The 18,442-nt window shown below is 43.0% G+C and carries 8 protein-coding genes, 1 tRNA gene and 1 pseudogene; 4 read left to right on the plus strand and 6 right to left on the minus strand.

The features are described 5' to 3' along the window. Positions 1-8: 8 nt before the first annotated feature. A pseudogene (ftsH, locus tag A4V03_RS01945) lies at positions 9-2,166 on the minus strand (ATP-dependent zinc metalloprotease FtsH). A gap of 9 nt (positions 2,167-2,175) precedes the next feature. Then, positions 2,176-2,535, minus strand: a complete 360-nt coding sequence (gene rsfS / locus A4V03_RS01950; protein ID WP_065537747.1) for a ribosome silencing factor — start codon at positions 2,533-2,535, stop codon at positions 2,176-2,178. 264 nt (positions 2,536-2,799) lie between these two features. Between rsfS and A4V03_RS01955 the strand changes: the two genes are divergently transcribed. Beyond that, a tRNA-Gln gene (locus tag A4V03_RS01955) sits at positions 2,800-2,870 on the plus strand. Positions 2,871-3,985: 1,115 nt separating this feature from the next. On the opposite strand, the gene A4V03_RS01960 is transcribed toward A4V03_RS01955, so the two are convergent. The 3 genes from A4V03_RS01960 to rsmA form a co-directional block, all read right to left on the minus strand. After that, entirely contained in the window at positions 3,986-5,839 is a 1,854-nt protein-coding gene (locus A4V03_RS01960) for a DUF349 domain-containing protein (RefSeq protein ID WP_065537748.1), read from the minus strand. Between the two features lie 85 nt (positions 5,840-5,924). Next, positions 5,925-7,265: a magnesium transporter gene (mgtE, locus tag A4V03_RS01965; RefSeq protein WP_065537749.1), complete on the minus strand. Its 1,341-nt coding sequence runs from the start codon at positions 7,263-7,265 to the stop codon at positions 5,925-5,927. Positions 7,266-7,333: 68 nt separating this feature from the next. After that, positions 7,334-8,134 carry a 16S rRNA (adenine(1518)-N(6)/adenine(1519)-N(6))-dimethyltransferase RsmA gene (rsmA, locus tag A4V03_RS01970; protein ID WP_065537750.1) on the minus strand — a complete coding sequence of 267 codons (801 nt, stop codon included), beginning with the start codon at positions 8,132-8,134 and terminating at the stop codon, positions 7,334-7,336. Between the two features lie 116 nt (positions 8,135-8,250). Here rsmA and A4V03_RS01975 point away from each other — a divergent pair, with 116 nt between their 5' ends. Both A4V03_RS01975 and A4V03_RS01980 read left to right on the plus strand, forming a co-directional pair. Then, positions 8,251-9,237: a lysylphosphatidylglycerol synthase transmembrane domain-containing protein gene (locus A4V03_RS01975; RefSeq protein ID WP_065537751.1), complete on the plus strand. Its 987-nt coding sequence runs from the start codon at positions 8,251-8,253 to the stop codon at positions 9,235-9,237. A gap of 147 nt (positions 9,238-9,384) precedes the next feature. Then, positions 9,385-10,842: an aminoacyl-histidine dipeptidase gene (locus A4V03_RS01980; RefSeq protein ID WP_065537752.1), complete on the plus strand. Its 1,458-nt coding sequence runs from the start codon at positions 9,385-9,387 to the stop codon at positions 10,840-10,842. A gap of 690 nt (positions 10,843-11,532) precedes the next feature. On the opposite strand, the gene A4V03_RS01985 is transcribed toward A4V03_RS01980, so the two are convergent. Then, complete coding sequence (locus A4V03_RS01985; RefSeq protein ID WP_065537753.1) at positions 11,533-11,865, minus strand: hypothetical protein; 333 nt, start codon at positions 11,863-11,865, stop codon at positions 11,533-11,535. A 650-nt stretch (positions 11,866-12,515) separates the two neighbouring features. On the opposite strand from A4V03_RS01985, the gene A4V03_RS01990 reads away from it, so the two are divergent. Continuing rightward, positions 12,516-18,248, plus strand: a complete 5,733-nt coding sequence (locus A4V03_RS01990) for an alpha-2-macroglobulin family protein (protein WP_065537754.1) — start codon at positions 12,516-12,518, stop codon at positions 18,246-18,248. Positions 18,249-18,442: the final 194 nt, after the last annotated feature.

Raw genomic sequence — 18,442 nt, forward strand, 5'->3', positions numbered from 1 at the left:
CGTTTTAATTAGTTGGACCCGTTAGTTTGTTCTTCTCCATCAGACTTACCTTCTACGCAAATTTTGCCTTCCATAGTAATCTTTTTTACCTTTTGCGGTAGCTTTGGTCTCTATGGGTGCTTGTTTTTCCTTTACGGTATTTTCAGCTTCCTCTTCTTTGATTTCTTTTTCTTCTTCTTTCAACCTCTGAGCAAGTTCTTGTTCAGCTTTAGCGGCATCCTGGCTTTCTTTAGCGGCCATGATTTCTTCTGAGCGGGAAGCCCAGGGGCGTTTACCGAAGATACGTTCAACGTCTTCTGCGAAGATTACTTCTTTGTCAATCAGTAATTGCGTCAGTTCATTATGTCCTTCTTTATTCTCTGACAGAATTCTCTTAGCGCGTTCGTACTGCTCGTTCACCATTCTCTTGACTTCTTCGTCAATCAATTCGGCGGTTTTTTCGCTGTATGGGCGGTTGAAAGAATATTCTTCGTTATTGTAATAGCATAAGTTCGGCAGTTTGTCGCTCATACCTAAATAAGCAATCATGCCGTATGCTTGCTTAGTCACCCTTTCCAAGTCGTTCATGGCGCCTGTTGAGATACGGCCGAGGAATAAATCTTCAGCGGCGCGTCCTCCTAAAGTGGCACACATTTCGTCCAGCATCTGCTCTTTGGTAGTGATTTGACGTTCTTCCGGCAGATACCAGGCAGCTCCCAATGCACGTCCGCGAGGAACGATCGTAACCTTAATCAATGGGTTGGCATATTCCAACAGCCAGGAGATAGAGGCGTGTCCTGCTTCATGCAAAGCGATGGAGCGTCTTTCAGCTTCCGTTGTAATTTTGGTTTTCTTTTCCAAACCACCGATGATACGGTCTACCGCATCCAGGAAGTCCTGTTTGCTTACGAATTTCTTTCCGTGGCGGGCAGCGATCAGTGCAGCCTCGTTGCAGACATTGGCAATATCCGCACCCGAGAATCCCGGAGTCTGGCGTGCCAGCAAGTCTACGTCTACGCTATCGTCTATTTTAATCGGGCGCAAATGTACTCCAAACACTTCTTTACGTTCGTTCAGGTCGGGCAGGTCCACGTGTATCTGACGGTCAAAACGTCCTGCGCGGAGCAGTGCCTTGTCGAGTACATCTACACGGTTGGTAGCAGCAAGGATAATTACACCGCTGTTGGAACCGAAACCGTCCATTTCTGTCAGCAACTGATTCAATGTGTTTTCGCGTTCATCATTTCCTCCCATTGCAGGGTTTTTGCCGCGAGCACGTCCTACGGCATCAATCTCATCAATAAAGACGATGCAGGGAGCCTTTTCCTTTGCCTGCTTGAACAAGTCGCGGACACGGGAGGCACCTACACCCACGAACATTTCCACGAAGTCGGAACCAGCCAATGAGAAGAAAGGCACATTCGCTTCGCCGGCCACCGCTTTGGCAAGCAATGTCTTACCGGTTCCCGGAGGGCCTACCAGCAGTGCTCCCTTGGGTATCTTACCTCCCAGATCCGTATATTTCTGCGGTTCTTTCAAGAACTCTACAATTTCTTCCACTTCTTGTTTGGCTTCTGCCAGACCTGCTACATCCTTAAATGTAACCTTGATGGCTCCGCCTTTTTCAAAAAGCTGGGCTTTGGATTTTCCTACATTAAATACACCACCGGGACCACCACTACCGCCTCCACTCATACGGCGCATAAAGAATATCCATAATGCGACCAGCAAGACAAGCGGGAGTATCTGAATCAGAATTGAAGGGAAAATATCCGATTTGGGCGGATAGTCAGATGAACCGTCAAAATGACCGGCTTCCTTTTCTGCCTGCAAAAATTCTTCCAGCTTATCGGTGGATGGTGTTCTACTTGTAATGACAGGATTGCGTCCTACTTTGGTAGAGTCTGCTCCAAAAACAGCCCCTATGGCAGTCGGTTTGAGGAAAGCTTCGATAGACTTGTCTTCATAACCCAATACTTTGCTGATATAACCCTTTCTTACGTAATCCTGAAACTCGCTGTAAGTCACCGTTTGGTTTCCAATTCCCTTTGAATCACTGCCCCACCAGAGGCCGAGAAGCATAAGGGCAATAATCATATACATCCAGTTCAGGTTGAACTTCGGCATATTAACCTTATTGTTAGGTTTATTGCTATTATTGTTATTATTGCTATTATTATTGTCCATAATCATTAATTAGTCTAAATCGGGGATTAGAGTAAGTTTGGCATCTGCCCAAAGATGCTCAAGGTTGTAAAAATCTCTTGTTTCCGGCAAAAAAACATGCACTAATACATCAGAATAGTCCATAGCTACCCATTCTGCATTCCGTAGTCCGTCAATAGCCGATGGTTTGCTGTCCGCTCCTTTGCGTGTAAATTCCTTGATCGAATCTACTATTGCATTCACTTGACTGGGAGAATTTCCCTGACAGATAACGAAATATTTACAGATGGTATCTTCTATGCTGGTTAAATCGGCAACGACTATCTTTTTACCTTTTTTCTCTTGAATTCCTTCTTTTATTTTTTCAATTAATACTTTAGTATCGTTCATTCCTGTAATTGGGATTAATAATTCATGTTCTTTATTTGTCTATAACAAAAAAAGGTGACCCTTTGTTTCTGATAATAAACGTGATATTTTTGACAAATATACGTTGATTTATTGGATACAAGAAAGTTATCCCTCAATTTTTGTGTTTTTTAGTGGAGATACTTTTGTTTGGAAAGCTTATTTGGACATTTTTGCAAAAAAAACATCGAATTTGTTTTGAATTCCCAAAATATTTGTATCTTTGCACCCGCAAACGAAAATCATTGGGCTATGGTGTAATGGTAACACTACAGATTCTGGTCCTGTCATTCCTGGTTCGAATCCAGGTAGCCCAACAAAATATCAGCTTTTTACTGACAAAAACCCGCTAAAAATGCAATTTTAGCGGGTTTTTTGTGCTTTGACAAATACCATCCGAAAAAAATGGGGGCAGTAGAAATTTACCGACTCCCCCGTTATCGGTGTAGGGCAACCTTCTAGAAGGAGGAGAAGCTATGCAGAGCGCTTGCGCGAGACTTGAATTAGCATAACATATCCGCAGGGTTTTCTAACATACCCGCAGGGTTTTCAGACTGACCTGTTTGTTTCCATCCGATGCCGTTCTTGGTTAAATGGGCTCAACCGCGCTGTAATTATGCTTCAATGCAGTCAACAATCACCGGCGGGAGAAAGTTTTCCGACAGGCGCCCCGTTCTGTTAACGGATGCAAACGCAATAAAAGAGAGTTTGTCCGCATTTTGAAAAACGCAACAAGCTATCTATTGATTTACATTATTTAATGATTAAGTATCAAATTCCGCTTTATCCTCGCTTTATGAAGCATTCATTTTCGTTTCTTCACGGATATTAAGTAAATATTTATTCAATTTTAGAACGAAGAGGGAACGAAGGTGAAACGAAGGTGATACGAAGGTGATACGGAGAAGTGACGAAAAAGCAGCGGAAAAGCAAGGAAAAGACAAAAAATCAGAATCTTCGGGAAGGCTCCGGAAGGAGCTTGTTTTTTCATTTTTTTATCAGTTTGTTAACCAAGATTAAGCGTCCGGAGTGAACCGCCGAATGGAGAATCTTGGGTACGGATGTTTCAGAACCAGCACAAATACCATGCAAAACTATGAAGCAATGCTGTTTGGATGATGCAAACTGACAGTGTGAATTCGGGCTATACCCGCAGGGGTTTCAGACTGCTCCGGAATATACCCTTGTTTGAATAGGCTGAAACAGTTCATTTCCGTGCAGACATGAATAAATTATTGTGATATAGACCGTCTTGAAGCACATTGCCCAGACTTCCAAACTGTCCCCGATTTTTTAGACTGATCCGAATAAATCCTTAAGTTGGAGCAATCTTAAACTGCCTGTCGTTTTGTTTAGTGGAAAAGAAAAACAGGTTTTATAGCTCAAGTGAGTATAAAACCTGTTTTTAATGTTTCTAAATCGAGCAGAATTCTTATTCTTCTGCTTTTATTGATTCGTCGATAACTTTGATCTTTTGTAATGCCAGTTCCAGGTCTGCTTTCAACTTATCCACCTTGCGGTTCAATTCAGTCAACAAGCTGCTGCCTTTCTTAGAAGTAGAGGTCAGGAAGCCCAGATTGTTCTCATAAGTCTGAAGCTCATTCTTCATATTCTCATAAGTACGTACCAGTTTTTCGCGTTCTTTGTACAGCGATTGTGTGCCGCTTCCTTGGATATTGCTGATATTCGAGCGGAAGTTGCTTAACTTCTTGTTGGAAGCATCGATGTTGAAGCGGTCGAATAGCTGATCGATGATTCCGTGATACTGGTTGTACAACTTATCTTTTTCTTTGAACGGCACATGACCGATAGCGTTCCACTCTTTCATTAAATCCCGAACCAAGTCATTTGCTTCTTCGATATCCATGTTTTCGTCAATGGCAGACAGCTTTTCAATCAACGCTTTCTTCTTTTCCATATTCTCTGTTTCTACGGAGCGTTGTGAAGAAGTAGCTTTGTTCTTTTGTTCGAAGAAGTAGTCGCAAGCTGTGATGAACCGTTTCCAGATAGCATCCGAGTGTTTCTTGGCAACCGGTCCGATGGTCTTCCATTCTTTTTGAAGTTTGGTCAGTGCATCGGTGGTTGCTTTCCAGTCTGTACTATCTTTCAAAGCTTCCGCTTTTTCGCAAAGTGCTTTCTTCTTGTCCAGATTCTCGTTCATTCCTTCTTTCAGGCGCTTGAAGAATTCTCCTTTCTTCTTGAAGAAATCATCGCAGGCATGGCGGAAGCGCTCGAAGATCTTCACATTCATCTTTTGGGGAGCAAAACCGATGGTTTTCCATTTGTTTTGCAGGGCGATCACTTCCTGGGTTTTGTTTTCCCAGGCAGAGAATGTTTTCAGTTCATCATACTCAATCGCTTCTACGATTTCGCAGATGACGGTTTTTTGATCTAAATTATGCTGTTCGGCTTCTTTCAATGATTCGAAGTGTTGCTGATGGCGGCGGTTGACAGCGGTAGAAGCTACTTTGAACCGGTTCCAGATTTCATCACGCAGTTCTTTGGCTACCGGACCTGTGTCGCGGAACTCCTGGTGCAACTTCTGAAGTTGGTGGAAAGCGGAAACAACATCTTCCTCGTCAGCCAACTTTTCGGCAGCTTCGCAGAGGTGCGTTTTGATTTCCAGATTCTTTTTGAAGTCATATTCGCGGAATTCGTTGTTCAGTTTCAATAAATCGTAGAACTTCTCTACGTATAATTGATAGTTTTTCCAAAGTTCATTCACTTTACCTTGCGGCACCAGTTTCGTATCATTCCATTGCTGTTGCAGCTTCTTGAACTCTGTATAAGATTTGTTGGCGTCATCTCCGGATTCCACCAATTCTTTCAGTTCTTCAATAATGGAAAGTTTCACTTGCAGGTTTTCTTCCTTTTGGCGTTCCAGTTCGGCAGCCTGTTTGCTGCGTTTTTCCTTGATAATCCCCATCAGGCGTTTGAATTCTTGTTCTGTGGGGTCCTCTTCGGCAACAAAATCTTCCATGTTTCCACCGTTGTCTGTAAACTGTACCTTAGCAGCTTCCAACTCGGCATTATGTAACTTGTAGAATGATTGTTTCAGATTGTCAATTTCCTGCTTGTTCGCATTTTCAGCGTCTTGAGCAAGCTCTTTGAGGAGGTTTAGCACATCTTCCTTAGTGGCAGGCTTAGAGGCTGCTTCAGGTTGAATTTCGGCAGTAACATCTTCAGTCGGAGTCTCTGTAATAGCTTCAGAAACCTCAACTGTTTTTTTTTCTTCTTCTAATTCCCCTTGGTTCAAGGGTTGATTAGTGTCATGAGCGTCCATCATTGTATATTAGTTTTGGGTCACAAATTAATGAAATAAAACAATTACTTCATACTGTTTTGCTTATTTTTTTTTGTTTATCGTGTTTTTATGACAATAAAACGGTTATTCCCATGTACAACATCATTCCAATGATGTCATTTGTAATGGATATAAACGGACCTGTTGCAATGGCTGGATCGATTTTGAACTTCTCCAGTGTCATCGGTACCAGTGTTCCGAAAATAGAAGCGAACATTACCACGGCAAACAGGCTGATGGATACGGAATAGGTGACCGTAGCCGTTGCGCCGAACCGGATAAAGTTGTAGGTATATACTAATAAGGAGATAATAGTGGCATTAATTAAAGCGACTATGGACTCTTTTGCTATTTGCCTGAATGTATTTTTAGCATCCAGCGAGCTGTTTGCCAAACCCTGCACAACGATTGCTGAAGATTGTGTTCCGACATTTCCTCCCGTACCGCCGATCAGCGGGATGTATAGCGCCATTTCGGGATGAGTGGCGAAGGTGGCGTCGAAATTGCCCAATATCATAGAGTTGCCGATTCCGCCGATCATACCGATTAATAACCAGGGGAGACGGGCAGTGGTCTGCCTCAATACATTATCGTCTGTTTCCACGTCCTGCGAAAGACCGGATGCCAACTGATAGTCACGTTCCGACTGTTCACGAACTTCATCCATGACGTCGTCGACGGTGATTTGTCCCACAAGTCGCCCGATACTGTCGACGACGGGGATAGCTACCAAGTCATACTTCTCAATCGCCTGTACTACTTCGTCAATGGGAGTATCTACATGCACCGAAATCGGATCTTTCTGCATCACGTGTTTCACTTTCGATACAGAAGGGGAAGTAATCATCTTTTTGAGCGGGAAGATACCTCGCAGACGTTCGTCGTCGTCGATGACATATACGTAATAGATTTCGTCCAGCTCTTCCGCCTGTTGCCGCATTTCTTTCAGACATTCGGGCATACTCCAGTTCTCGTTGACGAGTACCATTTCCGTACCCATCAAACCACCGGCGGTATTTTCGTCGTATTTCAACAGGTCGACGATGTCTCCTGCCTGTTCAATATCCTCGATGTGCGAAAGGATCTCTTCTTGCTTGTCTTCATCGAGCTCACGCATCAGGTCTACGGCATCATCCGTATCCATGTAGTCGACGAAGCGTTTGGCGATTGTTTCCGAAGGAAGCATTTCGAGCAACTCTTTACGAGCGTCTTCGTCCATTTCGACAAGCACGTCGGCGGCAATTTCGTTATCTAGCAGGCGATAGACGAATTTTGCTTCTTCCGGATTCAGGTCATTACACAATTCGGCGATGTCGGCCGGATGGAGGTCGATGAGAAGACCTTTTACCTTGTCGGCGTCTTTTTGCTCAATAAGGTGTTTAACGTTGTCAATGTATTCCTCGTTCATCGTTGTCAATTACAAATTACGAATTACAAATTACAAAATCCAGTTCTCTGCTCACTGTTGCCCGCTGATTATTGGGCGTTGCCGGCTGTCTTTAGCGCTTCTTCCACTTTGTTGGTCAGATCAATAAATTCTGCTACCGATAGTTGTTCCGGGCGTTTATTGAATAATATGTCCTCCGTGAGTGGACAATCTTTGCCTAAAATAGGTTTGATGGAGTTGCGCAATGTTTTCCGTCGCTGGTTGAAGGTCGTTTTCACTACTTGCTTGAATAGTTTTTCGTCGCATCCCAGCTCCTTGGTTTCGTTGCGTGTCATGCGGATAACAGCGCTTTTCACTTTGGGAGGCGGATTGAACACATGTTCGCTGACAGTGAACAAGTATTCCACTTTATACCATGCCTGTATCAATACGCTAAGGATACCGTATGTCTTGCTGCCCGGTCCGGCTGCAATACGTTCGGCTACCTCTTTTTGAATCATTCCCGTGCAACAGGGGATGATATCTTTATTGTCCAGCATCTTGAAAAAGATTTGGCTGGAAATATTATACGGGTAATTACCAGTCAGTACGAAAGGATTCCCGTCGAACAACCGGTGAAGATTCATTTTCAAGAAGTCATCCTCGATGATGTGGTCTTCCAATGACGGATAGGCCTCACGAAGATAAGCAACCGACTCATAGTCAACTTCTACGACCTTTACCAACCGGTCTTTCTTTACCAAAAATTGAGTCAATACTCCCATGCCCGGTCCTACCTCCAAAATAGGCAGTTCGGGGAAGGTGTCGACGGTATCGGCAATATCTTGCGCAACTTTCAGATCTTTCAGAAAGTGTTGTCCGAGAAACTTTTTAGGCTTTACTAATTTCATTTACCAACTAAATAATTACTTTTGCAGCTGACAAAGGTAACTCTTTTAAATGAAGAACGTACCACTATTTATTAAAAAATGAATGATGTGTCGGCGAAGCTAATGAAGAATTAAGGATGAAGAAACTATTAAAAAAGGCGTTGCAACTGATATTACCGATTGTTTTAGGCGGCTTTATCTTATTCTGGGTATATCGCGACTTTGATTTTACAAAAGCGGGCGATGTATTATTACACGGTACCAATTGGTGGTGGATGCTCTTCTCGTTGTTGTTCGGAGTGCTTGCACAAGTCTTTCGTGGCTGGCGGTGGCGGCAGACGTTGGAGCCGCTGGACGCTTTTCCGAAGAGAAGCGATTGTGTGAATGCTATCTTCATTTCCTACGCTGCCAGTCTGGTGGTTCCCCGGATCGGGGAAGTGAGCCGTTGCGGGGTATTGGCTAAATATGATCATGTCTCGTTTGCCAAGTCGTTGGGAACAGTTGTTACGGAGCGGCTGGTCGATACGTTGACTATTCTCCTCATCACAGGCGTCACTGTATTGCTCCAATTACCGATATTCGTCACTTTCCTTCAGCAAACCGGGACGAAAATTCCTTCATTAGTCCATCTTTTGACTTCGGTGTGGTTTTATATCATCCTGTTTTGTTTTATTGGTGTGGTGATACTTCTTTATTATTTAAGAAAAACGTTGTTCTTCTACGAACGGGTGAAAGGATTTGTATTGAATATATGGGAAGGAATTATGTCTTTAAAAGGCGTGCGCAACATACCTCTCTTTATTTTTTATACACTGGCTATTTGGGCTTGTTACTTTCTCCATTTCTATTTTACATTCTACAGCTTTGCCTTTACGGCACATTTGGGTATCCTTGCGGCATTGGTCATGTTTGTTGGCGGCACGTTTGCCGTGATTGTGCCTACCCCTAACGGAGCGGGACCCTGGCATTTTGCCATCATTTCTATGATGATGCTTTATGGAGTAAACGTGACGGATGCCGGAATATTTGCCCTGATTGTACACGGTATTCAAACCTTTTTGGTTGTTTTATTGGGTGTGTACGGCTTGGCTGCTCTGCCGTTTACTAATAGACATAGGAAATGATGTTTTTCCAAAAGAAAATCCTTGGGTGATATGCGAATGTTGTCTTTGAAATGAATGTTTTTGTTAACGTTCTTTGCTATCTGAAAACTTTTCCATAACTTGGCACTGTTTAATTATCAGATTTAAAATAGTTTTAAAATATTTATTATGAGTACCATTCTTTCTTTAGCTCCACAGAACGTGTGGAAGCATTTTTATTCGTTGACACAGATTCCCCGTCCGTCAGGACACATGGAAAAGATTACAGCATTTCTTTTAGGTTTCGGAAAAGAGCTGGGGCTGGAGTCTTTTGTAGATGAAGCAGGTAATGTGATTATCCGTAAACCCGCCACTCCGGGTATGGAAAACCGGAAAGGTGTGATTCTCCAGGCGCACATGGATATGGTTCCGCAGAAGAACAACGATACTGTACACGATTTTGAAAAAGATCCGATTGAAACTTATATAGACGGTGACTGGGTAAAAGCAAAAGGCACTACTTTGGGTGCCGACAACGGATTGGGTGTAGCTGCTATTATGGCAGTGTTGGAAGCAAAAGACCTGAAACACGGTCCTTTGGAAGCTCTTATCACGAAAGACGAAGAAACCGGCATGTACGGTGCATTCGGCTTGAAGCCGGGTACACTGAACGGAGAGATACTGTTAAATCTGGACTCGGAAGATGAAGGCGAATTGTATATTGGCTGTGCCGGAGGTATGGATGTAACTGCAACTTTGGAATATAAAGAAGTAGCTCCTGATGAAGGAGATATCGCAGTGAAAGTTACATTGAAAGGATTGCGTGGCGGACATTCGGGATTGGAAATCAATGAAGGACGTGCCAATGCCAATAAATTGCTGGTTCGTTTCGTTCGTGAAGCGGTTGCCGGTTATGAAGCTCGTTTGGCTAGCTGGGAAGGTGGTAATATGCGTAATGCTATCCCACGTGAAGCACATGCGGTTATTACTATTCCGGCTGAAAATGAAGAAGAACTGCTGGGCTTGGTGAAATACTGCGAAGACCTGTTCAATGAAGAGTATTCGACTATTGAAACTCCGATCAGCTTTACGGCTGAACGTGTGGAACTTCCTGCGGGGCAAGTGCCTGAAGAGATTCAGGACAATCTGATTGATGCCATCTTTGCTTGCCAGAACGGTGTGACACGTATGATTCCTACTGTTCCAGATACGGTAGAGACTTCTTCCAACCTTGCTATTATAACGATTGGTGAAGGAAAGGCAGCCGTTAAAATTCTGGCTCGCAGTTCAAGCGATAGCATGAAGGAATATCTGACCACCAGCCTGGAGTCTTGTTTCTCTATGGCAGGAATGAAAGTAGAGATGACAGGAGGCTATTCCGGTTGGCAGCCCGATGTGAATTCTCCGATTCTGCACGCGATGAAATCATCTTATAAGCAACAGTTTGGAGTAGAACCCGCAGTGAAGGTTATTCATGCAGGTTTGGAATGTGGTATTATTGGTGCCATTATTCCGGGGCTGGATATGATTTCTTTTGGCCCGACTTTGCGCTCACCGCACTCACCGGACGAAAGAGCGTTGATTCCTACTGTGCAGAAGTTCTACGACTTCCTGGTGGCTACTTTAGAACAAACTCCACTGAAATAAGCGTATTCTTTGTTATATAAATATTCTCCTATTATATAATAGGTATTTATAGCGAAGGCACGGATGAAATCTCATCCGTGCCTTTTTGTTATATTGGTTGCAACATATATTGCTGTTTTTCCTTATAGCAAATAAATTAATTGATGCAAGTCAATAAATGTGCTATAAAACATGAATTTCTCTCTTTTTTTGGATCAATGTATAAACAAAGGCCGTATTTTTGTGTTATAAAACATGTAATTAAGAGGATAACAAAATGAAAAGTTTAAAAAGATTGTTTAGAAAGATCGGCGAAGCCGATGTACATGTTTGGGGATATTCAACAATTAATGCTAAGCCAAACAAGTAAGTTTTATTTTTTTAGTTTTCAGGAATTAGTAATTTAAAGTTTTAAAGATTATGGTAAAGAAAATGAGTTCTTTAGTTAGAAAAATCCTTAGTGAAGTAGGTCGTAATGAAATGCTTTCATGGGGGTACAGAATTGAGAAATGAGAAAGAGTACATTAACTAGGTTTAGAGTGGGGATACGTTATTAAAGACGATATCCCCACTTTTTTTAGAAAGTTCGACATAAGCTTGTACTATTCCTATTCTCCTCCTTCCGGAAGGTTGCTCTCCCCCGATAACGGAGGAGTCGGAGGGGGTGAGTCCCCGTAGGGGGAGGTGGTAGGTAAATACATAAGCCTGTCATCAATAAGATAGGAAGAACTTCGTTTCTCCTACCACTCCGTCCTTCGGACTTACGTTACAGTAATATCGTTTCAGTCCATTTGAATTCAGCTTTTGCAATTCTCTCCCATAGAAGTTTTTTTTCATTTTTGCCCTCATGCCCTCATATTTCTTCTCAATCCCTTTATTTATGGTGCTTTCCGCTGTGAGAGCAAGTGTGATAGCAGAGTGAGGGCAGACGTTTGCCCTCACTCTCTCCGAATTTCCTTTTTGATTCAATCCGTTGATTGATACTGATATATGTGCTTTTTGCGCATCAGCAGGCACTTCTCTGTTTTTGGGGTTCTTCTTCAAATCTGGTGATAAGTTTTTCTCCGCTCATTCAGTCAGTGCCTATATTTTCTTATGAAAGTAAGTAAAAAGAGATAATTATTAACTTGGGAATAAAGAGATAAGGAATTTGCCACCAAATTTGACGAAGAACCGTATTTTTGATTTTCATTTCTCATAGTGTTCTTGCCGGTCAATCTGTAACAAGAATAAAGAAACAAGTAGTCAACCATTACCAAAGAAGTACAAGTTCCGATTGTCCCACATATTGTGGGAAAGTATTCCCTCATATTATGGGAATTTGTTCCCACAAAATGAGGGAATCTTTTCCCAAGCAATAGGGAATCTTTTCCCACAATATGTGGGACAATCGGAATCTGTACTTCTTTCACCGGGAAAAAGGGGAGAAATAAGAAATAAATCAGTCTGATCCATCTATGAAACAAGGATTCAGACCTATTCAAAAAAGATGGATTGTAGAAAGAACATTTTCATAGATGAATTACAATAGAAGACTCTGCCGAAACTATGAGCTAACGTCTATACGATACAGTATAAGGTTGCTAGCTTGATAATAGCTTTTTTTAAGCTAAAAAGTACAAATCTTTAAACTTTATTTCTTTACTTTGTTATCTATAGAGTGAGACTTATAGTGTACTTAAACTAGAAAGATTATGAAAGTAAAGCAGATTTGTATGATGGTGCTACTATGGTTGGGAGTGATTCCCGCGGTGCAGGCACAAACTTTCGACAAATTATGGAAAGAAGTGGAGCAAGCAGAGAAAAAGAGCTTGCCAAAGAAAGTGATCAAACTGACTGATGAGATTTATCAAAAAGGGGAAAAAGAGAAAAACTCTCCGCAGATGCTCAAAGCATACACGTGTCGGATGAAATACCGGGAAATATTGAATCCTGATAGTCTTTATGCCGGTCTGAAAGGACTGGAACAGTGGGTGAAACAAACCGACCAACCAATGGACCGTGCTATTTTGCACTCTCTGATAGCCGGAATTTATGCAAATTATGCTGCCAACAATCAGTGGCAACTTCGCCAACGGACGGAAATCGTAGGCCAGATGCCTTCCGCGGATATACGCGAGTGGACCGCCAATATGTTTGTAGAGAAAGTGCGGACAAATGTGAAAGAAGCCTTGGCTGACTCTGTATTACTACTCAAAACTTCTTCACGCGATTATATCCCTTTCGTAGAATTGGGGAAAACGAGTGAATATTATCATCACGATTTCTATCATTTATTAGCTTCCCGTGGAATTGATGCTCTGTTGCAAGTGGAAAAACTAAGTGGCGGGTATGCTGAAACGAACGCTGTAAATCCGGTGAAACAGGATATAATAGCTATTTATGAGAATATGCTTTCTGCTTATAAAGCAGCCGGATTGAAAGAAGGTTATGTGTTGACCGCACTTAACTATATGGAATGGAGACGGGGAGCGGAACGATATATCCGTCCTCTCCAAGCAAAGGGAGCGGCTTCGATATTGACGGATGACACTTACCTGAAAGCATTGAATACATTGAAAAGTAAATATGCTTCGGAACCGATATGTGCTGAAGTGTACCTGGCACAAGCCCGTTATGCTATTGAAAAGCAACAGCAGGTTAATGCATTGCAGCTTTGCGATGAGGCGATTCGTCTTTATCCGGAGTATGACAGAATCAATGCTCTGAAAAATCTTCGGGAAGAGATATTGGCTCCTTATTTGAATGTCTATGCAGCAGATCAGGCTTTCCCGAACGAAGAGATAGAACTGAGAGCCTCACATAAGAATCTGGATGGCTTCACCGTCCGGATTTATCAGGCGAAGAAACTGATAAAAGAACAACATTACTCTGTAATTCGCCCGGAAGATTACCGGACACAGGACACGGTATTTACGTTCAAAGCTCCTGAACTGGGAGCTTACATAATGCGTATCATACCGGATATTCGTGCAAAGAGAGACAGTGAAAGCAAGTTCGACGTAACACGTTTCAAGGTGTTGACTTGTCGTTTGCCGGAAAAACAATATCAGGTGGTGACGCTGGACGGACAGACGGGACATCCTATTTCGAATGCGAAAGTTACGATGTATAGTAACGATGAAAAAGTATTGCAGGAGTTTACGACGGACAAAGATGGCAAGGTAGTATTTCCCTGGAAATCTGAATACCGCTATTTGAAAGCCTCCAAGGGTATGGATACGGCGATGCCGAAACAAGGTATCTATGCAGGAAGTTACGGATATTACGGTGACGAAGATAAAGTGGCGGAAAATATGACTTTATTGACTGACCGTTCTTTGTATCGTCCCGGACAAACGGTGTATGTGAAAGGAATTGCCTATTCTCAAAAATCAGATACGGCGAATGTACTCCCGAACAAGGAATATACGGTGACTTTATTGGATGCGAATAATCAGGAAGTGGGGCAGAAGTCGGTACGTACCAATGAGTTCGGTTCGTTTGCCACTGATTTTGCGTTGCCTTCAGCTTGCCTGAACGGAATGTTCTCGTTGAAGGCAGGAAGAGGTCGTACAAGTATCCGCGTGGAAGATTATAAACGTCCGACATTTGACATTACTTTTGAAAAGCAACAGGGAAGTTACAAGTTGGGAGATGAAGTGCAGGTGAAAGGCAAGATAGAATCTTATAGCGGTGTATTGCTTCAGGATCTTCCGGTGAAATATAAAGTGATGCGTTCTACATACAGCCTTTGGCGGTTTGCGGAATCGGTACAGATTGCTTCCGGTGAAGTGACGGCCAATGAGAACGGAGAATTTACGATCCCGGTCCGCCTGCAGGAAAGTGACTCTTATAAGAATGATGATAAAGTATATTATCGCTATTCCATTGAAGCTATTGTTACCAATGTGGCGGGTGAAACACAATCTTCTACGGATGTCATTTCGGCCGGAAACCGTTCGTTGGTTTTGCAGGTAGAATTGCATGATAAGACTTGTAAGGATAAACCATTCGACACGATGTTTAACGTGCAGAACCTGAATGGGCACCCTGTGGAAGTGAAAGGAAATTATTATTTATATCCTGCCAAAGACCAGGATTTCAAACAACTGGAAGAGAAACCGGTTTTAACGGGAACTTTTACTTCTAACGAAGAAATAACGCTCGATTGGAAGAATCTTCCTTCGGGACCATATATGTTGAAAGCATCGGTGAAAGATAATCAGGGCAAGGAAGTAACTGCTGATACTAACACGATTCTTTTCTCCATTGAGGACAAACGTCCGCCTGTAGAAACGACGGTTTGGTTCTATGGAGAGAATATGGAATTTGATGCGACTCATCCGGCTGTATTCTGCTTCGGTACGTCGAAAAAGGATGCCTATGTGATGATGAATGTATTCTCTGGTGATAAACTGCTGGAAAGTAAGACGTTGAACTTGTCTGATACGATTGTTCGCTTCGAATATCCATATCAGGAGAGTTATGGTGACGGTGTATTTGTGAATTTCTGTATGGTACGAGATGGACAGGTTTATCAGGAACATGCCCGACTGACCAGACGTGTGCCGGATAAGACATTGACTATGAAGTGGGAAGTATTCCGCGATAAGTTGCGTCCCGGGCAGAAGGAAGAATGGAAACTGACGATTAAAACGCCGCAAGGACAAGCCGCTAATGCGGAGATGCTGGCAACGATGTATGATGCTTCATTGGACAAGATATGGAACCGTCAGCAGAATTTCCAAGTCTTCTATAGTCAGATTGTTCCGTATTCTAATTGGATGAGCGGATATTCCGGCAATAATTCATTTAATTACTGGTGGAATACGAAAAGCCTTAAAGTGCCGGGATTGGCGTATGATCGTTTTGTGATGCAGCCAGGGTATGGTGTCGGAATTGCTTTAGAAGGAAAATTGGCCGGAGTGATGGTGAGAGGATATGGATCAACAAGAAAGACGACGTTGACAGGCAGTGTTTCGGCGATGGATGTTAGTGCGCCAAAGATGAAATCGGCTATGGCTGCTGATGCCGTGAATAATGTGGAGTCTCAATCGGAATTAGTATCGATGGAAGAAAAAGCGGATGAATCGTCTGACGGCGAAACACTTCCCGAAGCTCCTGCCGACTTGCGTACGAATCTTGCAGAAACGGCCTTCTTCTACCCGCAACTTCGCACCAATGAACAGGGGGAAATCTCGTTCTCTTTCACGATGCCCGAAAGTCTGACGCGTTGGAACTTCCGTGGATATTCTCATACGAAAGGGATGCTGATGGGAACATTGGACGGTGAAGCTACCACGAGCAAAGAGTTTATGCTGACTCCTAATCTTCCCCGCTTTGTACGTGTGGGAGATAAGACTTCTCTTACAGCTTCTATCTCTAATATGACTGGTAAGCCGCAAGCCGGAACAGTAACTCTGATTCTTTTCGATCCGATGACGGAGAAAGTAATCAGTACACAAAAACAGAAATTCAGCCTTGTTGCCGGAAAGACGATGGGCGTGAGCTTCCAGTTTACCGTCAGTGATAAATACGAAATATTGGGATGCCGGATGATAGCCGACAGCGGTACTTTCAGCGATGGAGAACAACAGTTGCTTCCGGTGCTTAGCAATAAGGAGCATTTGGTAGAGACACTTCCAATGCCTGTACGTGGAGAAGAAACCCGTACTTTCTCACTCGCCCGTCTGTTCAACCAACAAAGTAAAACGGCAACCGACCGTAAACTGACTGTCGAGTTTACAGGAAATCCGGCCTGGTATGCTATTCAGGCATTGCCTTCTTTGAGTCTTCCTACAAGCAATAATGCGATCTCCTGGGCTACGGCATATTATGCAAATACCTTGGCTTCGTTCATTATGAACAGTCAGCCGAAGATCAAAGCAGTGTTTGAAAGTTGGAAATTGCAGGGAGGTACGAAAGAAACCTTCTTGAGCAATCTGCAAAAGAATCAGGAAGTGAAGAACATCATTCTGTCCGAATCTCCTTGGGTGCTCGAAGCGCAAACGGAAGAGCAACAGAAAGAACGTATCGCCACTTTGTTTGACTTGAACAATATCCGTAGTAATAATATCGCGGCTTTGACTCGATTGCAGGAGTTGCAGAACGCAAACGGTGCATGGTCGTGGTATAAAGGAATGACCGGCAGCCGATATGTTACTGCCTATATCGCCGAACTGAATGCCCGTCTGGCTATGTTGACAGGTGAGAAATTAACAGGTACAGCTCTCTCTTTGCAACAAAATGCTTTCACTTACCTTCATCAATCAGCTTTAGATGAATATAAGGAAATCTTGAAAGCACAGAAAGAAGGAGTGAAGTTTACAGGTGTTTCGGGCAGTATTCTGCAATATTTGTATCTCATCGCTATTTCCGGAGAGCAGGTGCCTGCGGCCAATAAAGCTGCTTATACCTATTATCTTTCTAAGGTAGGAGAACTGCTTACTTCTCCTTCAATGGATACGAAAGCGATTGCCGCTATTGTACTGGATAAAGCCGGACGCAAGAAAGAAGCACAGGAATTTGTCGCTTCTCTGAAAGAATTCCTGACCAAGACGGATGAACAGGGAATGTTCTTTGCTTTCAACGAGAATCCGTATACATGGGGCGGAATGCAGATGCAGGCTTACGTAGATGTGATGGAAGCATTGGAGGCGATAGGCGGTAACAGTGATACCGTGGAAGAAATGAAACTTTGGCTGTTGAAGCAAAAGCAAACACAACAATGGAACTCTCCGGTAGCTACTGCCGACGCGGTATTTGCGTTGTTGATGAAAGGTGCTAACTTGCTTGACAATCAGGGAGATGTACGAATTGTAATTGCTAATGAAGTGCTGGAAACGGTTGCTCCAAGTAAAACAACAGTTCCCGGATTGGGATATATCAAACGTTCTTTCACACAGAAGAGCGTGGTGGATGCCCGTAAGATTGAAGTGGAAAAGAGAAATCCGGGTATCGCTTGGGGAGCTGTGTATGCAGAATTTGAATCCCCCATCAATGATGTGAAACAACAGGGTGGTGAGTTGAATGTAGAGAAACAATTGTATGTGGAACGTATGGTAAATAACGCCCCTCAATTACAACCTATAACAGCGAAGACAGTTCTTAAGGTAGGTGATAAAGTCGTTTCCCGTTTGAGCATCCGTGTAGACCGTTCGATGGACTTTGTGCAGTTGAAAGATCAGCGGGGAGCTTGCTTCGAACCGATCGGCAGCATTTCCGGTTATCGTTGGAACAACGGACTGGGCTATTACGTAGACGTCAAAGATGCATCGACCAATTTCTTCTTCGATCATTTAGGAAAAGGAGTATATGTATTGGAATATAGTTACCGTGTCAGCCGTGCAGGAATTTACGAAACAGGTCTGGCAACCATGCAATGTGCATACGCACCTGAATATGCTTCACATTCTGCTTCGATAACGGTAGACATTAAAGAATAACGCAAGATATTTGCAAAAGAAATATCCAGGCACGCATTACGCCTATTTTACGGTTTCAGTTTATCTAATGAACCGTGTAATCCGCGTAATCCGTGCCTGAATCTATTTGATACCTCTTGACGGAGAGAATAATCCTCTTTCGTCAATCTGTGTTAATCTGTGTAATCTGTGGTGAAAAACTCATCTAAAACCCC

It is taken from the genome of Bacteroides caecimuris, from assembly GCF_001688725.2.
GTDB lineage: Bacteria > Bacteroidota > Bacteroidia > Bacteroidales > Bacteroidaceae > Bacteroides > Bacteroides caecimuris.